Genomic DNA, 16,176 nt, shown 5'->3' on the forward strand with positions numbered 1-16,176 from the left:
CTTTTGCTTTTTTAACTCCTTCTTGCGTATAATTTCTATCGATAGGAGGCTCCCGATGTATCGAAAACTAATCAGTGCAGCGTTGCTAGCCCCAGCCTTTATAGCCGTCGCTTCCGCTCAATGGAGCCAACCGCCGTTCCAAAACGACTTCAAACTCATCGACCTCCTCCAAACGCCCTGGTTCGCCGCCCCGCCCCAACAACCCACGGACGGCCACCAAGCGCTCATCTTCCGCAACCAACAGCGCCTCAGCGAAGACGGTACGATCCCGCACGGCGCGCTCCTCGCCGCAAAGGCCCAACTCGACGAAGCGCTCCAATTCCATTACGGCCCAGGCGTCCAAATGGCCGGAGTCGTCCGGCCCAACTGGGTCTGGCTCGGCCCAGGCAATATCGGCGGCCGAATACGAGCAATCCTGATCCACCCGACCAATCACAATACGATGTATGCAGGCGCGGCCTCCGGCGGCGTCTGGCGCACCAATTCGGCCGGCGCCAACTGGTTCCCTATCGGAGACTTTCTCGCCTCCATCTCCATATCGTGCATGGCCTTCGAACCCGGCAATCCAAACGTTATCTATGTCGGCACGGGAGAGAGCTTCACAGGCGGAAACGAAGGCGCTTCTCTCTATAGCTCCATGAGAGGCGCAGGAATCTTCAAATCGACGGATGCCGGCCAAACCTGGAACCAAATCCTAACCACCGACGGCTCCGAGTTCTATTACGTCAACCGGATCGCTATCTCGCCGACTAGCGCGGCCATCATGCTCGTTGCCACCAACGCCGGACTCTTCTACACGTTTAACGGCGGCGGCGCATGGATCTATGGAAAGATCGGCGCCAACAACATTACCCAGCGCGTAGTCGATGTGGACTTCCATCCCACCGATGGCAATCGCGCCGTAGCCGGTCTCGCCAACGGATCGGCGCTCTATTCCACCGATGGGGGGCGCAACTGGCAGACCGCGACCGGATTGGGCGGAGCCCGGGTCGAACTGGCCTATGCTCGAAGCGCGCCCGCCACAGTCTGGGCCTCCGTAGACCGAAACCTCGGAGAGGTCTGGCGCTCGACAGACGGCGGCCAGACTTACTCTAGACGCAATACCGGCAACAACTATCTCGCCGTTCAAACCACCTCGATCGGATACTGGACCAATGCCCTTTGGGTCGATCCGACCGACGCAAACCGCGTCGTCGTCGGCGGTATTGATCTTTGGCGCGGAACCGATAATGGCACATCGCTTCCCTTGACTAGAGTCAGCGACTGGCAGCTCGCCCCGGCCCAATCCGCTCACGCCGACCACCATGCGATCGTCCATCATCCAACTTATGGAACGGGCGGCGCCAACAACCGCACCGTCTTCTTCGGCAACGATGGCGGCGTATACCGCACTAACGACGTAACCGCCGTTACGACCAATACAGGCTGGACCGCGCTCAACAACGAACTGGGCGTAACCCAGTTCTATCACGGCATTGCCAGCGCCGACGGCCGCACAATATTCGGCGGTACTCAGGACAACGGCACGATCAGAACGCGAGGCGGCACGGAAAACTGGACGCAGTTCCTCGGCGGCGACGGCGGATTCGTCGCGGCAGACCGAGCCGATAGCAACGCGCTGTACGGCTCTAGCCAATATGGCGGCATAGCCCGATCCACCGACGGCGGCGCTACCTCGCAATTCATCAACGGCCAACATTGGAACGGTACGGCCTGGGTCTGGAAGGCTGCGCCTTACCGCATCACAGACGCCCAGAATCAGACCATCAACTTTATCGCCCCGTTCATTCTCGACCCCAACAACTCCGACCGCGCCTACGTGGGCGGCCGATCCCTCTGGCGATCCAACGATGTCAAGACTGCCAACACCGCGACAACCGGACCGACATGGACCGCAATTCGAGGTCCAATAACGGGCAATCCCAACATCTCGGCCATCGCCGTCGCCAGAGGCAACTCGAACGTCCTATGGATCGCGTACACCAATGGCCAAATCTACTTTAGCGCCAATGCGACTAACGCGACTCCAACCTTTACGCGCGTCGACCTCAACGACCCCAATCTGCCCAAGCGCTGGGTCTCCAAACTGCTCATAGACCCGCTCAATCACCGCCGGGTCTATGTCTCCTTCATGGGCTATCAGCCTCGCAACTTTTGGGTAACCGAAAACGACGGCACAAACTGGACCCAAAGGACAGGCAACGGCGTCGCCGCACAATCCCTTCCTAACGTGCCGGTTTCAACCATTGCCCTCTCGCCTCGAAAGCGCGGATGGCTCTATGCAGGCACCGACGTCGGCGTTTACACCTCCTTCGACGACGGCCGAACCTGGAAGCCGACCAACGACGGCCCGGTCAACGTAACGGTCGACGAACTCTTCTGGAAGAACCCGGACACCCTTGTCGCTGCCACACATGGACGCGGCATGTACGCAGCGACCATCTACCGCCGGACGGGCGATGCGGACGGCAACGACCTTGTCGACGACGCGGACCTCGCGCTCGTATTGACCGACTTCGGACAAACCGGCGTGCGCGCGGGCGACCTCAACGACAGCGGCAACGTGGACGACACCGACCTGGCCGTCGTGCTCGAAAATTTCGGGAAAGGAACCGACTACGCCGTGCTCTCAAATCCGGCGACAGGAGTCCCCCCCACAAAACTCGCCGTCAATCACGTTACCAACCGTCTCTACGTCTCTTGCGAAACCGACAAAACGGTCGAAGTCTACAACTTGATCGACAACTCCCGCATCACGGCCATCAATCTCAACCTGACCCAAAACACGCATCGCCCAGGCTACATCGCTGTCAACCCGAACACGAACAAGATCTATGTCATGATCGAAAGCTTCGATCGTAACGTCAGCTCTCAGATAAAGGTCATCGATGGATGGAACAACAGCATCGTCAAGACCATTTCCCTTGGTGGATCGGGCGCGGGCGGGGTCGGCGTCAATCCAGGTACCAATCGCGTCTACGCCGCCTACGTCATCGACGACGTCAACAACATTCCAGGACTGGCCGTAATCGATGGAGCGACAGACGCCAAACTGACACAGATCGCTTGCTCGTCGACAGGCTTCGAGGCGACCGCCGTCTATGGCATCGCCGTCAACCGATTCACCAACAAGATTTACATGCTCTACCGCGGCGGCACACAGCTCGACGTGTTCAACGGCGCCAACAACACAAGGATCAAGTCGCTAAACATCGGCAATCAGTCGGTCGAGATTGCGGTCAATCCCTTCACCAACAAAATCTACACCGCTAACCTATCCCGCAGCCGCGTCGAAGTGTTCGACGGAACGACCGACGAGTTTGAGACTTCGTTCAATAATCACCAGTCGCTTTATGGAATAGCGGTCGATCCGTTCCTCAACCACGGCTACCTCGTCCGCGGCGGGACGCCGGGCTCAATTCGGGTCATCAATCTGGCCAACGGCGCGACCATCAAAAACATAACCGTTCAAAACGAACCGCGCTACGCCGCTCTCAACCCTTATACCAACAGGGTCTACTGCACCAACGGCTCTAGCAGGACCTACTCGGTCATCGAACGCCCGGCAAGGTGATAAAACGATCGCTTCTGAAACTCTGTCAGACGAGCCGACCTATAGGGTACACTTGTCTACATGAGCCAAGAGAGGGTCCTGTCCGGCCAAAACCTCCCAGAAGAGAGAGAGGCCGAAAACCGGCTGAGGCCCCGGCATATCGACGAATTCATCGGCCAAACGCGACTCATCGCCAACCTCAGCGTCTTTGTCGGCGCCGCCAAACAGCGCCAAGAAGCCCTCGACCACGTCCTCCTGTTCGGCCCGCCCGGACTGGGCAAAACCACCATCGCCTACATCATCGCGCAAGAGATGGCCGCACCCATCCACACCACCTCCGGCCCCGCCATCGAGCGCCCGGGCGACCTGGCAGCCATCCTGACCAACCTCGAACCCCGCGCAGTGCTTTTCATCGACGAGATCCACCGCCTCAGCCGACCGGTGGAAGAGATTCTATACCCCGGTATGGAGGACTTTCAGATCGATATCGTGCTGGGCAAAGGCGCTGCGGCGCGCTCCATCCGGCTCGATCTGCCGCCCTTTACCATAGTCGGCGCGACGACCCGAGCCGGCCTGCTCACCTCGCCCCTGCGCGACCGCTTCGGCATCGTCCACTACTTCCAATTCTACGATCTGGACGAAATGAAGCGCATCGTTCGCCGATCCGCCAAGATTCTCGACGTGCCGATCGACGACGAAGCCATCGACGAGATCGCCCAGCGCTCGCGCGGCACGCCGCGCATAGCCAATCGCCTCTTGCGCCGCGTGCGCGACTTTGCCCAAGTCGAAAGCGACGGCCGCATCACGATCGCCTTGTCGCAAGACGCGCTCCAACGCCTGGGCGTCGATCCGCTCGGATTGGACGAGATGGACGCCAAAATCCTCGAATCGGTCATCCTCAAGTTCGGCGGCGGTCCGGTCGGCCTGGACACTTTGGCCGCCTCGCTCAACGAGGATGCGGGCACGATCGAAGATATGTACGAACCGTTCCTCATGCAAATGGGCTTTCTACAGCGCACCCCCCGCGGACGGAGCGCTACGCCGCTCGCCTACCAGCACCTTGGAGCGGCGCCGCCCAAAAACCAGCCTTCGTTGGAACTCGATACGTAGTCTCCCGAATGCATACAAAAATATCGGCTTGCAAAAATCGCCAGAAAACGTCGAAAATTTGACGAAAAACGTCGATTGTAAGAGCAGGCGGCATCGGCTCTCCGCACGAGTCGCGGCGCTTCCAAAGCAGGGGGACAAATAGGTTCCACAGCATGTAGTATCTGCCGAAGAACTTTTCTCAACTGATTGAAAACCGACGGAACCGGAATGGAGACCAATCGACCCAAAAACGACGAGTCTCATATTTGGTCTCAATTGTCCATAAATGGCCACAATCGCCTAAGAACGGCTCTGTGGCTTCGCTGGAATTGTGGATTCGGCCCCGTGGCCGTGCTACAATGACCCTCGCGCCTCTCGCAATCATCCCATGCTCTCAAGGAGGAGCCATGAAAGTTGGCAATGTCGCTACTCGGTCTCCCGACCAGCTGATTCTGGACAAAGACGATCGCCTACCCCTGTTGATAAGGGCCTGGAACGTCGTCTTGCCCTTGATCAAGAACGGCGCCAACAAAAGCAGCGTTGCCCACATCCTGCAAATGACGCCGGTCGCGCTTACAGACGACCGCGCCGTGTTCGCTTTGCCCGGCCAGTTCAGCCGAAACTGGGTCATGCAGCGAGAATCGAAGCGGATCGAAGCCGCCCTGAACAACGAACTGGGCCAGAATCTGACCTTGGAATTGGTGGCGTCCGATAACGAACAGCCCGAAATCGAGCCAACAGTCGCAGTCGCGCGCGAACCCGCCTCGCAACCCAAGATGCCGCGGCCCAAGCTCAATTCAAAGTTTTCCTTCGCCCAGTTTGTCGAAGGCGCCAGCAATCGTCTGGCCGTCGCGGGCGCCAAAGCCGCAGCGGCCAACCCCGGCGCCGCTCACAACCCGCTCTTCCTCTATGGCCCGCCCGGCGTCGGAAAAACGCACCTGCTCCAAGCCATCGGCAACGAAACCCTCAAGCGCGACAAATCCGCCCGAGTCATCTACATCAGCGCCCAAGACTTCCTCCTTCAATATGTCGATGCCATCAAACTTAACAAAATGGACGCCTTCCGAGCGCTCCACCACAGCGTTACCCTTTGGCTGATCGACGATGTTCAGACCCTCGGCGGGCGAGACCGAACGCAGGAAGAGTTCTTTCACATCTACAACTTCCTGTATCAATCCGACCGGCAGATCGTCATGACCAGCGACCGCCCGCCCATGGAACTGGACGCCGTCAGCGGCAGGCTCAAAACGCGCTTCGAGCAAGGTCTCTGCGCCGACATCGCCCAGCCAGACCTCGAACTTCGCATTGCCATCCTCAAGAAAAAGAGCGAGGGACTGGGATTGGCGCTGCCCGACGAAGCCGTGCTCTGGATCGCCGAAAAGGCCCAAGCCAACGCTCGGTCGCTCCAAGGCGCCCTGACCCGATTGGCCACTTTTGCTTCGATCCATCAAGACAGTCCGTTCACGCTCGAACTGACCATCGATGCGCTCCGCGGCTATCTGACAGACTGCCGGCCAGAGCGCGTCTCTATCGATCAAATCCTAAAGGCCGTCTGCGAGACCGCCAACCTGACGCCCGAGCAACTGACCAAAAGCGGTCGCAAAGCCGAAATCGCCCGAATCCGGCAGATCGCCATGTTCTTAGCGCGGGAATTGACGCACGAACCATGGGCCCGCATCGCCGTCGCGTTTGGCCGCAGCGACCACACGACCGCGATCCACGCCTACGAAACGGTCAATCGATTGCGAGCCCAAGACGCAGATTTAGACGCCCGCATTGCCGCCATCAAACGCAAGCTGTACGCGCTCTAGAGGCCCAGCCCTCCCATCAGATAGGCCATGCGGCACCATCATGGTCAACCATGGCCAAAACGCCCGAGGATTTCGAGCGGCTCCAGATCGAGCTCTACCGGCAGATGTCGCCCGTCCAAAAGCTCAAGATAGTGTTCGATCTCAACGCCGCCGCCGAGGCGCTTCACACGATCGATGTCCGGTCCCGCTATCCAAACGCCTCGGAGCGCGAGATCCGCATGAGGGTCGCTTCTCGCCGCATCCCGCCCGACTTGATGAAGAAGTTCTTCGACTGGGACGTCGAGAAGGAGGGATATTGACCCCAAATAGGTATAATTTGCCAACCCGAAAGACCTCCCGAATCGTCTAACAATAGCCCATGAGACTACTCGTCATCCTCCTCGCGCTCTTCATCTATGTAGAAGCGCCTGCACAAGCCAAGAAACCGCAACCCACTGGCCAAACGCAGTTCAACCGTGCCGTCGCGCTGACCAATCAAGGCAAAATCAAGGAAGCCATCGAAGCCTATCGACAACTCCTGCACAAAGACCCCAAGCAAGCAGGCGCCCACCACAATATCGCATTCCTCTACGTTCAAACCAACGAGCCCAAAAAGGCCGAATACCACCTAAAACAGGCCATCCTCCATCAGCCGAGCGCCATTTCGCACTACAATCAGCTAGGCGCGCTCTATCTGGGGCAAGGTCGACTTCCAGAAGCCCAAAAACTGGCCGACCAAATGACCCAGAAGTTCCCCAACTCGGCCGATGCCCCCTTCATGCAAGGCATGGCCGCCGCTAGTCGACAAGACTGGACGCGATCCAAAGCCCAGTTCGAAATCGCCGCCAAACGCAATCCAAAGGACTTTCGCGCCCATTACAACATCGGCATGGCCGAATACGAACTGAATCGATTCGACGCGGCCGCAGCCGCCTTCCAAAAGTCTGCCGATCTGAGTCCCAACTATATCGCGGCATGGAAAGGCGCCGCCATGGCCTGGGAGGCCGCCAAGAAACCGGATCGGGCGCTGACCGCGCACACCAAAGTCCTGTCGATTCAGCCCGACGACCTGCCCAGCCGCCTAAAACGAGCCGTCATCCACGAGAACGCCAAGCGGCCGGACGAAGCCTTGGCCGACTACCTCGAAGTCCTCAAGCGCTACCCCCGCAACATCGACGCCCTGGTGCGCGCCGGCGCATTAGAGGGCGAACGACAGAACTTCGCCCCTGCGCTCAAACACTTTGTGGCCGCTGCCCAACTTCTGGACGACAAAAGCCCGCTCCATGGCGAACTGATGCTCGAGATCGGCTTTTGCCAACTCAAGCTAAGGCAATATGAACAGGCTCAGAAGGTCTATGCCGAACTGCTCAAGGCCAATCCCAAGAACCGACGCGCCTACGAAGGCCAATCCGAGGTCTTTGCCCACATCGACGACACCGACCTCCTCATTCGCCTGTGCCGCCAATGGTATGCCGAACTTCCCGACGATCCGCGCCCATTGATCAAAATCGCTCATGTTTATTCCACCCACAACCAGCCTCAAATGGCCGATCGCGAGTATCAGGCCGCAATCGCCGCCTTCGCCGATAGCGCCTATGTTCGCATGGAGTACGGGCAGTTTCTGCGCAGCCAATCCCGCTATCAAGAGGCCATCGATCAGTTCGATGCCGTGCTCAAACTCAATCCAAAGGATGCGTCCGCGCTGGCCGCAAAGGCCCAAACTCTGGAAGCCAAGCAAGATTGGGCGGCAGCGATCGAAGCCTATAAGAAAGTGGCCGAGTTCGAAAACCTTTCGCCCAATGCCAAGATTTCTATCGCCGGCATGTACGAAAAAATGGGCAAAATGCCGGAGGCCGAAGCCGCCTACCGAGAGGCAGCATTCGGCGATCCGCCCAGCGCTCTCGCCTTTGGCAAACTGATCGAGATGCTCTCCGCGCAAAAGCGCGTGCCGGATGCCGTAGACGCCTTCAAAACCTACTTTTCCAAGCTCTCCGATCCTACGCCGCTCTATGGCAACTTGGCGATCTTCCTGGCCAAGCACGATCGAATGCCCGAAGCGCGAAAACTCTTTGAGGACGCCATCGCCGCCAAACCCGACGACAAGCGGCTTTACGGCTACTACGGCTTTTTTCTTAAGAGCCAAAACCAGCACGAAGAGGCGATCGGCTACTTCAAGAAGCTCGCCTCGATGGATCCGACGGACACCTGGGGGCGCCTCCATATGTCCTTCTCGATCCGCGCTCTCAATCGGGAGTCCGAGGCGCTGGAAGTCCTAAAAGAAGCCAATGCGGCCAATCCCGACGATATGGCCATCTATCCCGTCTTCTTCGAGGTGGCTGCGAAGCTCAACAGAGAAGACGTCTACGAAAAGTCGGTCGAAACCCAGGCCCGGCGCTTCAGCGGTCAGCGCGTCGCGGTCCAACGATACGTCGATTACCTGATAACGAAGAAGCGCACGGACGAGGCCTCGGCATTCTGCATCCAGGCGCTGCGCGCGCGACCGAACGACGATGTGATCTTGGACACGACGATCGCAATGTTCGAGAACCAGAGCGCCTTTGCCGCCGCGCTGCCCTATTACGAGCGCCTGGCCGCCCTCCGTTCCGAAGATGTTTCGCTGCTTCGTCGATGGGCCGTCCGAGCCGAGGAGCATGGCTCGCCCAGCGTTGCGGTCAAGGCCTACCGAGCGCTGTTTGAGGCGGCGCCGGACGACTTCGGAGCCGGAATGAAATTGGCCGCCCTGCTGATCGAGACCCAACAGTTCGGCGCCGCGGTCGACGCCCTGCGCGAAGTGGTCGAAAGGCATCCCAACAAGACCGACGCCATCGAGATGTTGAAAAGAGCCGAAGCCGCCCACGCCCGGAGAAACCAATGAACTACAAACTCCTCGGCCGAACCGGCGTTCGCGTCTCCGAACTCTGCCTCGGTTGCATGACTCTGGGCGACGAGGCGGACGAACCGACTTCCATCCGCATGATCGAGCGCGCGCTGGACGCGGGCATCAACTTCTTCGATACGGCGAACGTTTACGCTTCTGGAAGGAGCGAGGAAATCGTCGGGAAAGCGCTTAAGAGCCGACGGAACAGCGTTGTCATCGCCACCAAAGCGCGGGGCCGGGTGGGGGATGGCCCGAACGACGAGGGTCTCTCGCGCTACCACCTGATGCAACAACTGGAGATCAGCCTGCGCAAACTTCAGACCGACCGCATCGACCTATACCAAGTTCATCGCTGGGACGACAGCCTGCCGATAGAAGAAACCCTCCGCGCCTTGGACGATATGGTGCGCCAAGGCAAAGTCCTCTACATCGGTTGCTCCAACTTCGCCGCATGGCAGCTCGCCAAGTCGCTTTGGAAGAGCGATAAACTCGGCTTGGCAAGGTTCGAGAGCCTTCAGCCGCGATACAACCTGATCGATCGCGCGATAGAGACCGAACTGCTGCCCCTTTGCCTCGATCAACAAATCGGCGTCATGGTCTATAGCCCCTTGGCGGGCGGCATTCTGACCGGCAAATACCGGCAAGGCGAGCCGTTTCCGCCCGGCACGCGCGGCGCCGAGAGCGAACTATTCCGTCGCATTCGCGCTCTGCCGCACAATCTGGAACGCGGGCAGAAACTGGCCGGGATGTTGCAAGAATTGCCTCGACCGCCGGTCCAATCCGCCATTGCTTGGACGCTCGGACATCCGGCTATAACCAGCGCGATCATCGGCGCGCGAAACCCGGAGCAGCTAGAATGGATCCTCAACGACTGGCCAGGCCCCCTGCCGCCCGAAGAGCAAAAACGGCTCAACGAAGCCAGCCAACCGCCGCCGATCAACTGATTTCGAAGCGTCCCCACGAGCCCAAAGAACGGGCCAGGACGGGCCGGGAGGGCGAGCGTCCCCGCGAGCCGAAAGAACGGGCCAGGACGGACCGGGAGGGCGAGCGTCCCCGCGAGCCGAAAGAACAGGCCAGGACGGACCGGGAGGGCGAGCCTTTGGGAGGGCGAGCGTCCCCGCGAGCCGAAAGAGCGGACCGGGAGGGCGATCGTCCCCGCGAGCCTAAAAGAACAGGCTGGCGTTCCGTCCGAACGGGATTTTTTCGAAATGTAGCACAATTTTGAGTACGAATCCCATCCAAATAAGGTCGCCCATCGCCGGGCTGCACGCCCTTCATGCCCTGAGGTCGTTTGACTTCAAGCCAGGCCATCGGCTATAATTAGGCCGCTTTAATCGCCCGTTTCGGTTGCATGGAGGCATGCGCTTTGGGGCGAACCGATCCGAAGGAGGGATTTTACGGATGCGATTTTCACGCCGACCGTTACCCGCCAGGCGAAGCAGCGCGATTGCGCCGATCGCCGCGGGCATGGCGCTGGCGTCGCTCTGTGCGGCTTGGATGGCTGCCGGAGCGTTCCTAGCGCCCGTTGTTCTGTTGACCCTGCTTGCGCTTTGCGCATTGAGATACCGATTGGCGACTCCGGTCGCCTTTTTGATTTCTGGCCTGGCTCTGGCAAGCCCCGATAGCGAGCACGTCAGCGAGGCCAACCTTGTCGTCCCCAACCTGTCCGATACTGCAACAGCCAGTTTTCTGGGCATGTCGGGACACAACCTGTTGATGATCGGCATCGTCGTCTCGCTGCTCGGTATGGTGTTCGGGCTGGCGGTCTATTCCCAACTCAGGGGCATGCCCGTGCACAAGTCGATGCTGGAGATCAGCGAACTGATCTACGAAACCTGCAAGACCTACCTGCTGACCCAGATGAAGTTCATCACCATCCTCTGGTTCTTCATCGGCGCGGTCATCACGGCCTACTTTGCGTTCTTCCTAAAGTTCGAGCCGGTCAAGGTCGTAATCATCCTGATCTTCTCGCTGGTCGGCATCGCGGGCAGCATGGTGGTAGCCTGGTTCGGCATTCGCGTGAACACCTTTGCCAACTCGCGCACGGCGTTTGCGGCGCTGGGCGGCAAGCCGTTCCCCTGCTACGCCATTCCGATCAAGGCAGGCATGAGCATCGGCATGTTGCTGATCTCGGTCGAACTTTTGATCATGCTCGGCATCTTGCTCTTCATCCCCGGCGACTATGCGGGCGCCTGTTTCATCGGCTTTGCAGTCGGCGAATCGCTCGGCGCGGCCGCGCTTAGGGTAGCGGGCGGAATCTTTACCAAGATCGCCGACATCGGCGCCGACCTGATGAAGATCGTCTTCAAGATCAAGGAAGACGATGCTCGAAACCCGGGCGTCATTGCAGACTGCACAGGCGACAACGCAGGCGACTCGGTCGGTCCGTCGGCAGACGGCTTCGAGACCTACGGCGTAACCGGCGTCGCGCTGATCACCTTCATCCTGCTGGCGGTTACCAATCCAGCCGTGCAGGTTCAACTGTTAGTCTGGATATTCGTCATTCGCGTCATCATGGTCGCCGCAAGCGCGGTGGCTTACTTTGTAAACGACGCGATCGCCAAGGCCAGATATGGGGCGGCTAATGAATTCAACTACGAGGCGCCGCTCACTTCGTTGGTTTGGATCACCTCGATCCTCTCCATCGGCCTGACCTTTATCGCCTCTAAGATGCTCATCCCCACGCTGGACGGAAACGACAACTTGTGGCTGCCGCTGGCCGGAATCATTACCTGCGGAACGCTCGCGGGCGCCATCATCCCCGAGTTGGTCAAGGTCTTTACGTCCACCGAATCGGGGCACGTCAGCGAAGTCGTTACGTCATCCAGGGAAGGCGGCTCGTCGCTCAACATCCTCTCCGGTTTCGTCGCTGGCAACTACAGCGCGTTCTGGCTGGGCGCCACGATCACCGGCCTGATGGGCATCGCCTGGTGGCTCAGTTCGCATGGGCTCGGTCAGCTCATGACCATCAACAATCACGACGCATCGGCCGTCTTTGCGTTCGGTCTGGTGGCCTTCGGCTTTTTGGGCATGGGGCCGGTTACCATCGCGGTCGATAGCTACGGCCCGGTAACCGATAACGCTCAGTCCGTCTACGAGCTCTCCATGATCGAATCGCAGCCGAACATCGAAGCGGAGCTTAAAAAAGACTTCGGCATCGACGCCAATTTCGAGTTGGCCAAGCACAATCTGGAGGCCAACGACGGTGCGGGCAATACGTTTAAGGCAACGGCCAAACCGGTCTTGATCGGCACGGCGGTGGTCGGCGCAACCACGATGATCTTCTCGATCATCCTGATGCTGACCAACAAACTGCAGCCCGAACTGCTTGCCAAACTCTCCATCCTCTATCCGCCGTTCTTGCTGGGTCTGATCGCGGGCGGCGCGGTCATCTACTGGTTCACCGGCGCATCGACCCAAGCCGTAACGACGGGCGCCTATCGAGCGGTCGAGTTCATCAAGAAGAACATCAAGCTAGAAGGCGTCGAAAAGGCGTCGATCGAAGACAGCAAAAAGGTCGTCGAGATCTGCACCCAATACGCGCAAAAGGGAATGTACAACATCTTCTTCACCGTGTTCTTGGGCACGCTCGCGTTTGCCTGCTTCGAGTCGTTCTTCTTCATCGGCTACCTGATCGCCATCGCGCTGTTCGGCCTGTTCCAAGCGCTCTTTATGGCTAACGCCGGCGGCGCATGGGACAATGCCAAGAAGATCGTAGAGGTGGAACTGAAAGAGAAGGGCACCGATCTGCACGCGGCCACAGTCGTAGGCGATACGGTCGGCGATCCGTTCAAGGACACCTCGTCCGTCGCGATGAACCCGATCATCAAGTTCACCACGCTCTTTGGGTTGCTGGCGGTCGAACTGGCCGAGCAACTGACGACCGACCAGCGACATATTGCAGCGGGCTTGCTGTTCCTGGGTTGTCTCTACTTTGTCCATCGGTCGTTCTACGGCATGAGAATCCAGACAGGAAAGCTGGTAAAAGCGCACTAGCTGCAAACCTAAACCCGATGTATACTATGCGGGGCGAGATGGCCAATTCGCCCCGCATTTTGCTCTGAGGAGCATACTATGAAGACCTTCGCTATGGTGTTGCTTGCGTCGCTGCTCGTTGCAGGCCATTCGCAAGTTACTCTGATCTCCAGCACGTTCGATACGGATGACGAGGGCTGGAACATTTTCTCGGACGGGCGAGACTTTCAATGGGTGAGCAACGTCGGCAACCCGCCCGGCTCGGTCTTCGCCATCGATATCACCAATGGTCAGTGGTGGTACTTCCGTGCATCCGATGCGTTTTTGAGAAACAAGAGCGCGGCCTATGGCGGCACGCTCTCTTGGCAAATCAACTGCAACGCTCGCGACGCGTCGAACAACACGATTCCCGATGTCGTCCTGATCGGAGCAGGCATGACGCTCGTCTACGATCTGCCTCAACCAGTCGTCAACGTCTGGCACCCCTACTCGGTCTCGCTGGTCGAGACTGCAGGCTGGCGGATCAACTCGTTTACGGGCGCGGTTCCGACCGAAGCGCAGTTTAGAGCCGTTTTGGCCAACTTGACGGCTATGCGTCTGCGCGGCGAGTTTCGCACCGGCGCCGATCAGGCCTATCTGGACAACGTCGCCATGACCGGATTCTGCCCGTCTCAAGGTCAGATGATCGGCGATTTGAACGGCGACCGGATAGTGGACGACACCGACCTGTCTCTCGTGCTAGAGGCGTTTGGACAGACGGGTTGGGCGATGGCGGAAGACACCAACTGCGACGGCATCATCGACGACATCGATCTGGCGAATGTGCTAGAGAACTTCGGTCGGACGTGGTGAGGATTTCGAACAAGACGAAGGCCCCTCTCACACCCCGCCGTCGCTCAGGTCCTTCTTCTCCAACGTAACCGGCCTCGCCGATATGCTCCGGTCGCCCACGGTCAACGTCAATCGCGCGATCTTGGACTGAAACTCCATGTCCTTGCTCACCGGCTCTTGTCCCGTCTCGCTCGCAACCAGCGCCATTCGAACCCGCGGCTGCTCTAGCTTCAGTTCGATGCGCGCAGTGTTGGCCACTGTGTTGGCGTCGGCCTCTACGGGCGGCTGACCCTTCATCGCGGCTCCCAACTGCATCGCCCATGCAAACTGCCGCTGCTGTTGGGGGGTCAGAATCTTGACCGCCACCGCTTCGCCCTTCTGGAGCGCATCCTTCTGCATGGCCGACAGCGACCCGTAAAGCCTATACGCGGCTCGAGTAGCCGGGTCTTCCTTGAGGTCCATCAACGAGCCAATGCCCATCAGAGCGGGCATTGCAATCCGCGAACTAAAGGTAAACGTCCCATCTCCAGAACCCGCTGTGGGCATCGAGAGCGAGTTCTGCCGTTCGGCCAGTGCGTGTATCTGCGGTTCGGTCAGATGCGCGATCTCGCCGAGGTCGTCCAAAGTTTGCTGCCGTTTGACGCCGTCCTTGGAGTAAAACCACTTTGCGAACTTCTCTTGCGAAACGTCGTGCAGTCGAGCAAAGGGCCTCTCCTCATATTGAACGATCGCCCAGTCGCCGTCCAGACGGCCCAGATATCGCTTCTCTGTCAGATAGTTCAGCGCGGCCTTGAGCGTCCCCAGCATATCGGGCGGGTTGGTGGCATCGTCAGGAGAATAGAGCGGATAGTACTCGGCGGCCAAGCAGACCTTCGCCTTCTTCGCGGCATCGGCAGTCAGGATCGCCGCTCGGTTCAGCGGATCGGTCTTGATCGCTGGATTGGCATCGGTAACACGGGCCAAGATTCGCTCATCGTCGATCTCCTTCGATTCCTTCTTGGTCATGCGCCAGATCATCTCCGCCAGCTTCCAATCGGCCGGGTTCAAAGCGCGATCGGTATCGAACAGATCGGCGATACCGCCGCCGATCGAAATGTCGCGACTGATAAACCGCGCCATAACGCGATTGCCCGGCTGTTCTGGCGGGCCAATGGTGTAGGTTACTTGCCCAGTATCCGGGCTTTGATACAGCACGACGATGATCTCTTGCATGGCTTGCGCGCGCTCTTCCTGCTCTCGCAAGCCTTGCCGCGCAGCCTCCGGAATCTGGACTTCCGCGCCCGCGGAATCGACTGCTCTGATCGACATAACCGCCGAGTTTCGTTTTCTCCACATCTCCAGCGTGTCGGGCGGAACAGGAGTGTTCTGGGCGGCCGTGCTAAAGGCCAAGGGTTCGCCGGCTTTCAATCGAGCCAAATCGGGCGGGCTAAGACGCGCGAACGTGGCCGCGGCCACCCAATCCTCCCAACTGGTCAAGAATCCCATCGCCTTGTCCAGCAATAGTCGCTTGGCTTGTTCTTGGCTGACGGCGATGCCATCTTTGGCCGTGTCGACGCGCATCTGCTTGGCCTCGGCCAACATTTCGTCAAACCCGACCTTCGAAGCACGCGCCAATGCCTGGCTGGCCATTGCTCTCAGCAGATCCTGGCTCAGCGCGCGCATGTCGCGAGCATACTGCTCGTCGGCTCGGCGCAAATCGCCCTTCTGATAAAGCGTATATTCTGCGCCGCCCGATCCGTCTCGCTTGCTCCAGTCAAAATCGAATGCCTCGGCCAGTCGCGACAAAACCTCGTGCAAGGGCTTGCCCTCGGCCACCAAGATAGCTCGGTGCTCTGCAATGGCGCGGTCGGCGATCAGCTTCACGCCAGACTGCGCAGAAAGCTCGGTCAGCAGAGCGCCCAACGGCTTTCCTGCCGCGTAGACGGCGGTCGATTTGTTCAATCGCTCGTCAGCGGTCGCATCCAAGTGAGATTGAGCATGAACAACCGCGACAGAAACCAACAATCCTATGAGCAAGCAAGCACGATGCATGGAAGAACCTCCTAAACTGATTCAAATAC

General features: G+C 59.0%; 9 protein-coding genes. 8 read left to right on the top strand and 1 reads right to left on the bottom strand.

What is annotated here, in order from left to right:
* Nucleotides 1–55: 55 nt before the first annotated feature.
* The 8 genes from HUU60_07505 to HUU60_07540 all read left to right on the top strand — a co-directional run bounded on the left by HUU60_07505 (nt 56) and on the right by HUU60_07540 (nt 14,137).
* On the top strand, nt 56–3,574 hold the full coding sequence (locus HUU60_07505) for a hypothetical protein (protein ID NUL82551.1): 3,519 nt from the start codon (nt 56–58) through the stop codon (nt 3,572–3,574).
* 60 nt (nt 3,575–3,634) lie between these two features.
* Entirely contained in the window at nt 3,635–4,663 is a 1,029-nt protein-coding gene (gene ruvB / locus HUU60_07510; GenBank protein ID NUL82552.1) for a Holliday junction branch migration DNA helicase RuvB, read from the top strand.
* Nucleotides 4,664–5,049: 386 nt separating this feature from the next.
* Entirely contained in the window at nt 5,050–6,453 is a 1,404-nt protein-coding gene (gene dnaA / locus HUU60_07515; protein NUL82553.1) for a chromosomal replication initiator protein DnaA, read from the top strand.
* A 50-nt stretch (nt 6,454–6,503) separates the two neighbouring features.
* Complete coding sequence (locus HUU60_07520; GenBank protein NUL82554.1) at nt 6,504–6,752, top strand: hypothetical protein; 249 nt, start codon at nt 6,504–6,506, stop codon at nt 6,750–6,752.
* A 59-nt stretch (nt 6,753–6,811) separates the two neighbouring features.
* A complete protein-coding gene (locus tag HUU60_07525) occupies nt 6,812–9,307 on the top strand; it encodes a tetratricopeptide repeat protein (protein ID NUL82555.1) in 2,496 nt (831 codons plus the stop codon).
* Nucleotides 9,304–10,254 (top strand): aldo/keto reductase, encoded by a 951-nt coding sequence (locus HUU60_07530; protein ID NUL82556.1) that lies wholly within the window; start codon nt 9,304–9,306, stop codon nt 10,252–10,254. The genes HUU60_07525 and HUU60_07530 overlap by 4 nt, the downstream gene beginning before the upstream one ends.
* 553 nt (nt 10,255–10,807) lie before the next feature.
* On the top strand, nt 10,808–13,306 hold the full coding sequence (locus tag HUU60_07535; protein NUL82557.1) for a sodium-translocating pyrophosphatase: 2,499 nt from the start codon (nt 10,808–10,810) through the stop codon (nt 13,304–13,306).
* 78 nt (nt 13,307–13,384) lie between these two features.
* A complete protein-coding gene (locus HUU60_07540; GenBank protein ID NUL82558.1) occupies nt 13,385–14,137 on the top strand; it encodes a PEP-CTERM sorting domain-containing protein in 753 nt (250 codons plus the stop codon).
* 27 nt (nt 14,138–14,164) lie between these two features.
* On the opposite strand, the gene HUU60_07545 is transcribed toward HUU60_07540, so the two are convergent.
* The gene (locus HUU60_07545; GenBank protein NUL82559.1) at nt 14,165–16,147 is read right to left on the bottom strand and encodes a hypothetical protein; all 1,983 of its coding nucleotides are present in this window, start codon (nt 16,145–16,147) and stop codon (nt 14,165–14,167) included.
* Nucleotides 16,148–16,176 lie beyond the last annotated feature (29 nt).

The organism is Armatimonadota bacterium (genome assembly GCA_013359125.1).
Classification (GTDB): domain Bacteria; phylum Armatimonadota; class Fimbriimonadia; order Fimbriimonadales; family GBS-DC; genus JABWCR01.

What these genes read in the sequence shown, in the direction of transcription:
- HUU60_07505 (NUL82551.1), top strand. Translation starts at nt 56, where the DNA reads ATGTATCGAAAACTAATCAGTGCAGCGTTGCTAGCCCCAGCCTTTATA.
- ruvB (NUL82552.1), top strand. Translation starts at nt 3,635, where the DNA reads ATGAGCCAAGAGAGGGTCCTGTCCGGCCAAAACCTCCCAGAAGAGAGA.
- dnaA (NUL82553.1), top strand. Translation starts at nt 5,050, where the DNA reads ATGAAAGTTGGCAATGTCGCTACTCGGTCTCCCGACCAGCTGATTCTG.
- HUU60_07520 (NUL82554.1), top strand. Translation starts at nt 6,504, where the DNA reads ATGGCCAAAACGCCCGAGGATTTCGAGCGGCTCCAGATCGAGCTCTAC.
- HUU60_07525 (NUL82555.1), top strand. Translation starts at nt 6,812, where the DNA reads ATGAGACTACTCGTCATCCTCCTCGCGCTCTTCATCTATGTAGAAGCG.
- HUU60_07530 (NUL82556.1), top strand. Translation starts at nt 9,304, where the DNA reads ATGAACTACAAACTCCTCGGCCGAACCGGCGTTCGCGTCTCCGAACTC.
- HUU60_07535 (NUL82557.1), top strand. Translation starts at nt 10,808, where the DNA reads ATGGCTGCCGGAGCGTTCCTAGCGCCCGTTGTTCTGTTGACCCTGCTT.
- HUU60_07540 (NUL82558.1), top strand. Translation starts at nt 13,385, where the DNA reads ATGAAGACCTTCGCTATGGTGTTGCTTGCGTCGCTGCTCGTTGCAGGC.
- HUU60_07545 (NUL82559.1), bottom strand. Translation starts at nt 16,147, where the DNA reads ATGCATCGTGCTTGCTTGCTCATAGGATTGTTGGTTTCTGTCGCGGTT.